This is a genomic window from Streptomyces sp. YS-3, from assembly GCF_045257485.1.
Classification (GTDB): domain Bacteria; phylum Actinomycetota; class Actinomycetes; order Streptomycetales; family Streptomycetaceae; genus Streptomyces.
This window is the reverse complement of record NZ_JBJHPC010000554.1, coordinates 1-4,693: the sequence shown is the minus strand read 5'-3', so window position 1 is coordinate 4,693 and position 4,693 is coordinate 1. Positions and strand designations below refer to the sequence as shown.

The following is a 4,693-nucleotide window of genomic DNA, read 5'->3' as shown; positions in this document are numbered from 1 at the left end:
CGACTGCCTCGCCCACAACGACTGGATCTGCGGCGACTACCTCTCCTCCCGCCGCTCGATCATCTGGGACGCCGTCGTGCAGCACCTTCAGCTGACCGTCGTCTCCGTCGTCATCGGGCTGGTCATCGCCCTGCCGCTCGCCATCGCGGCGCGGCGGTGGCGCGGGGCCGCCGGACCCGTACTGGGGCTCACCACCGTCCTCTACACCATCCCCTCCCTCGCGATGTTCTCGCTGCTCCTGCCCGTGTACGGGCTCTCCGCCACCCTCGTCGTGGCGGGACTCGTCCTGTACTCGCTCACCCTCCTCGTACGGAACATCCTCGCCGGGCTGCGGGCCGTGCCCGAGGACACCCGGCAGGCCGCGCGTGGCATGGGATACGGGCCCGTACGGCTGCTGCTCGCCGTGGAGCTGCCGCTCGCGTTGCCCGCCGCCATGGCGGGGCTGCGGATCGCGACCGTCTCCGCCGTCTCCCTCGTCACCGTCGGCGCCATCGTCGGCTACGGCGGGCTCGGCAACCTCATCTACGCCGGGATGAACACCTACTTCAAGGCGCAGGTCCTCACCGCGTCCGTCCTGTGCGTCGTCATCGCCGTCGCCGCCGACCTCGTCCTCCTCCTCGCCCAGCGGCTGCTCACCCCCTGGACCCGGGCGGTACGCGGATGAGCACCCTCTCCGACGCCTGGTCCTGGCTCACCAGCTCCGCCCACTGGCACGGCGAGAACGGCGTCTGGCACCGGCTCGGCGAACACCTCTGGCTCACCGCGCTCTGCCTCGTTCTCAGCTGTCTCATCGCGCTGCCCGTCGCCCTCGTCCTCGGTCACCTCGGCAAGGGCGGCGCCCTCGCCGTCAACCTCTCCAACATCGGCCGGGCCGTGCCCACCTTCGCCGTGCTCGTCCTGCTGCTCCTCACCCCGCTGGGGCGGCACGGTGAGGCGCCCACCATCGTCGCCCTCGTCCTCTTCGCCGTGCCGCCGCTGCTGACCAACGCGTACGTCGGGATGCGCGAGGTCGACCGCGATGTGGTCCGGGCGGCGCGGGGCATGGGGATGACCGGTGGTCAGATGCTGTGGCGGGTCGAACTGCCCCTCGCGCTGCCGCTCGTCCTCACCGGCGTCCGTATCGCCGCCGTCCAGCTCGTCGCCACCGCCACCCTCGCCGCGCTCGCCGGGGGTGGCGGGCTGGGGCGGATCATCACCGCGGGGTTCAATCTCGCCTCCACCCCGCAGGTCGTCGCCGGGGCCTTCCTCGTCGCCGTCTTCGCGCTGCTGGTCGAGGCGGTCTTCGAGGTCGTCCAGCGGCTCGGACCCGTGTGGGCGAGGGGCGGGGCCGTATGAGGCCCCGTCGGCCCCGCTCCCGTACGAGAGCCGGGCTCGCCCTCACGGCCGGGGTGCTCCTCACGGCGGGGGTGCTCGCCGCGACCTCCCTCACCGCCTGCACCACCGGCCCCACCCTCGAAAACCAGGGCGCCGTCACGGCGCCCCCCGGCGACAGCAAGCACCTCACCATCGGCACCGCCGGATTCACCGAGAGCGATCTGCTCGCCCAGATGTACGCCCTGCTCCTCAACCGCGCCGGCTACCGCACCAAGATCCTCTCGGTCACCAACCGCGAGCTGTACGAACCCGCCCTGGAGGCCGGGCAGATCGACGTCGTCCCCGAGTACGCCGCCACCCTCGCGGACTGGCTCAACGCCAAAGCCCACGGGCCGGACGCGCCGCCCGTCGGCTCACCCGACCTCGCCACGACCATGACCGCCCTGCGCGCCCTGGCCGCACCGCGCGGCCTCACCGTCCTCGACCCCGGCAAGGCCGTGGACCAGAACGCCTTCGCGGTGACCGTGGCGTACGCGCGCCGCCACAGGCTCAGGACGCTCAGCGACCTGGGCGCGGCGAAGCTGCCCGTACGGCTCGCGGCGGGGGACGAGTGCGTCCAGCGGCCCTACTGCGAACCGGGGTTGAAGAAGACGTACGGCATCGACATCACCGCCGTCGACCCCAAGGGCGTAGGCACCACCCAGTCCAAGCAGGCGGTGCAGAACGGGCAGGACCAGATGGTCCTCACCACGACGACGGACGCGACCCTGGACGCCTTCGGGCTCGTTCTGCTCGCCGACGACCGGCACCTCCAGAACGCTGACTACATCGTGCCCGTCGTCAACCGGTCGCGGGCCGGGAGTGAAGGGGTGACGCGTGCGCTGGGCGCGCTCAACACCGTACTGACCACCGCCGACCTGGCTCACCTCAACCAGCAGGTGGACAGCTGGCGGCGGTTGGCCAAGGACGTGGCCAGGAACTACTTGGTGTCGAAGGGCCTTCTGCGGCCCTGAATGCGGTCCCGCAGCCGGTCCTTGCCGCGCCGGTGCAACCGCCGCTGGACATGCCCCGCCGCACGCTCCGGCGGCAGCGGGTCCTCGGGATCGTCGGCGCTCTCCTGGACGCATACGTGGACGTGCACGTCGTGCCAGCCGTCCGCGTGCAACTGGGCGCTGCGACGGGTGCTCTCCGCGGGGAAACCCGACTTCAGGGCGACCTGGCAGGCGGCGTGGTTGGCCGTCGGGTGGGCGATCTCGATCCGGTGCAGACCCACCGTGTCCAGCGCCCACGAGGACAGCGCGGAGACCGCCGCGGGCGCCACTCCCTGGCCGCGGACCGAGGGCAGGATCCAGTACCGGCACTCGGAGCGGCCCACCGCCAGATCCAGGCAGCACAGCGCGATCCAGCCGACCAGCGCGCCGTCCGAGGCGCGCGCCACCGCCCAGTGCGCGTCCGTCTCCGCACGCCAGCCCTGGCGCCAGCGCGCGATCCACCCCCGGGTCTCGATCTCGCAGTCCGCGCGCCGCCGCGTCCAGTGCTGGATCGCCGGATCCTGGTACGCCTGGTAAACGAACGGCGCGTCGTCGAGTTCCCAGGGCCGCAGGAACAGACCGGCGGATACCGCGAGGGCCGGTTGGTCGGACCGTCCGAGGCGGCCTGCCGGGACTACGGCAGGGACCAGCTGGGGCATGGGGCCATCATGGCAGTGGAGCGGCGCCGGAGGGGCCCTCTCCAGCCGGACGGGCCACCCGATTTTTCACGTCCACATTTCACGTCCGTACGGATGCGGAGGGGAGCGTACGGGACTGGACGGGGGCGTACGGGAAGTGAGGGTGTGCGCCGGGGCCGACCCCGACAATGGGGTCACGGGGAAGTACGGGCAGAACGGCAGCAACGGCAGCAACGGCGAGAGGGACACGAGGGCATGGATCACGACGAGCTCAACAGCCGGTTCGCGACTCTGACCACCGCGCACATGGCGGACGCGTGCCTGCGCGCACGCGTGCCGGTGCGGTGCGCGCCGCCCGCCGTCCACCACGGGACGCAGTGCGGGCGGGTGGCCGGGCGGGTGGCGCCCGCCCGGCACGTCGGCAGCGTCGACATCTTTCTGGAGGCGTACGAGCAGGCCGCGCCCGGTGACGTCCTGGTCGTCGACAACGGCGGACGGCTCGACGAGGCGTGCGTCGGGGACCTCGCCGTCCTGGAGGCCAAGGACGCGGGGCTCTCGGGCGTGGTGATCTGGGGCCTGCACCGCGACACCGCCGACATCCGGGCCATCGGACTCCCGGTGTTCAGCATGGGCGCGACCCCGACCGGGCCGCAGCGGCTGGACGGCCGCGCCAAGGACGCGCTGGAGGCGGCCACGGTGGGGGAGTGGACCGTCAGCCGCGAGGACGTGGTGCTCGGGGACGACGACGGTGTGCTGTTCGTGCCCGCCGACCGGACGGCCGAACTCCTCACCGTCGCGGAGACGATCCGGGACACCGAGCGCCTTCAGGCGCAGCACATCCGCGAGGGCAACTCCCTGCGGGAACAGGTGCGGTTCACCCGCTACCTCGCCGACCGCAGCGACAACCCGGCGCTCACGTTCCGTGAGCATCTGCGCGCGGTGGGTGGGGCGATCGAGGAATAGGATGGCGTACAGGCACAGGGTGCGCCCCGCCGTGTCCCCCTTCGCTCCCGGACGCGGCGGCTCCCGGCGGAAGGGACCGGTCCCACCATGTCCACGCTGCTGATCGGCGCGCACGAGCCGCTCGCCGTCGAGGTCACCACGGTGATCCGCGCCGGGGATCTCCCGCGCCTGCGGGAACTCCTCGCAGCGCACCCCCGTCTCGCGGCGACGCGCCTGGGCGACGAGCTGGTGAACCGCACCCTGCTGCACGTGGCCACCGACTGGCCGGGCCACTTCCCGAACGGCCCGGCGGTCGTGGCCGCGCTCGTCGGGGCGGGCGCGGACGTGGGAGCGCGGTTCACCGGCCCGCCACGCGGAGACCCCGCTCCACTGGGCGGCGAGCTGCGACGACGTCGCCGTCCTGGACGCCCTGCTCGACCTGGGCGCGGACATCGAGGTGGACGGCTCGGTCATCGCGGGCGGCACGGCGATGGCGGACGCGGTCGCCTTCGGCCAGTGGCGGGCCGCCCGCCGACTCCTCGAACGAGGCGCCCGTACGACGCTGTGGCAGGCGGCCGGGCTCGGCGAACTCGACCGGGTCGCCGCCCACTTCGCCCCCGGAGCGCCGCGCCCGCCCGCCATCGAGATCACGGAGGCGCTGTGGTGCGCCTGCCACGGCGGCCAACTGCCGACGGCCGCGTATCTGCGCGACCGGGGCGGTGACATCGACTGGGTGGGCTACGACGAGTTGACCCCGCTGGACACGGC

General features: G+C 72.8%; 5 protein-coding genes and 1 pseudogene. 5 read left to right on the top strand and 1 reads right to left on the bottom strand.

Features of this window, described 5'->3' with window-relative positions; translation table 11 throughout:
* From ACJA3G_RS30525 to ACJA3G_RS30515, 3 genes are all read left to right on the top strand, one after another.
* The coding region (locus tag ACJA3G_RS30525; RefSeq protein WP_406556278.1) for an ABC transporter permease at positions 1 to 664 on the top strand (664 nt) is incomplete at its 5' end.
* The gene (locus ACJA3G_RS30520) at positions 661 to 1,335 is read left to right on the top strand and encodes an ABC transporter permease (RefSeq protein ID WP_406556277.1); all 675 of its coding nucleotides are present in this window, start codon (positions 661 to 663) and stop codon (positions 1,333 to 1,335) included. The genes ACJA3G_RS30525 and ACJA3G_RS30520, both read left to right, overlap by 4 nt.
* Positions 1,332 to 2,327 carry an ABC transporter substrate-binding protein gene (locus ACJA3G_RS30515; protein WP_406556276.1) on the top strand — a complete coding sequence of 332 codons (996 nt, stop codon included), beginning with the start codon at positions 1,332 to 1,334 and terminating at the stop codon, positions 2,325 to 2,327. Before ACJA3G_RS30520 ends, ACJA3G_RS30515 begins: the two co-directional genes overlap by 4 nt.
* Here ACJA3G_RS30515 and ACJA3G_RS30510 read toward each other — a convergent pair.
* Positions 2,294 to 3,004, bottom strand: a complete 711-nt coding sequence (locus ACJA3G_RS30510) for a GNAT family N-acetyltransferase (protein ID WP_406556275.1) — start codon at positions 3,002 to 3,004, stop codon at positions 2,294 to 2,296. The genes ACJA3G_RS30515 and ACJA3G_RS30510 overlap by 34 nt on opposite strands.
* A gap of 234 nt (positions 3,005 to 3,238) precedes the next feature.
* Between ACJA3G_RS30510 and ACJA3G_RS30505 the strand changes: the two genes are divergently transcribed.
* Complete coding sequence (locus tag ACJA3G_RS30505) at positions 3,239 to 3,946, top strand: RraA family protein (RefSeq protein ID WP_406556274.1); 708 nt, start codon at positions 3,239 to 3,241, stop codon at positions 3,944 to 3,946.
* Positions 3,947 to 4,382: 436 nt separating this feature from the next.
* Positions 4,383 to 4,693: pseudogene (locus ACJA3G_RS30500) on the top strand (ankyrin repeat domain-containing protein); the annotation flags it as partial.

Bases quoted from the DNA above. Each gene is read 5' to 3' on its own strand.
- ACJA3G_RS30510 (WP_406556275.1), bottom strand. From the start codon at position 3,004: ATGCCCCAGCTGGTCCCTGCCGTAGTCCCGGCAGGCCGCCTCGGACGG.
- ACJA3G_RS30520 (WP_406556277.1), top strand. From the start codon at position 661: ATGAGCACCCTCTCCGACGCCTGGTCCTGGCTCACCAGCTCCGCCCAC.
- ACJA3G_RS30515 (WP_406556276.1), top strand. From the start codon at position 1,332: ATGAGGCCCCGTCGGCCCCGCTCCCGTACGAGAGCCGGGCTCGCCCTC.
- ACJA3G_RS30505 (WP_406556274.1), top strand. From the start codon at position 3,239: ATGGATCACGACGAGCTCAACAGCCGGTTCGCGACTCTGACCACCGCG.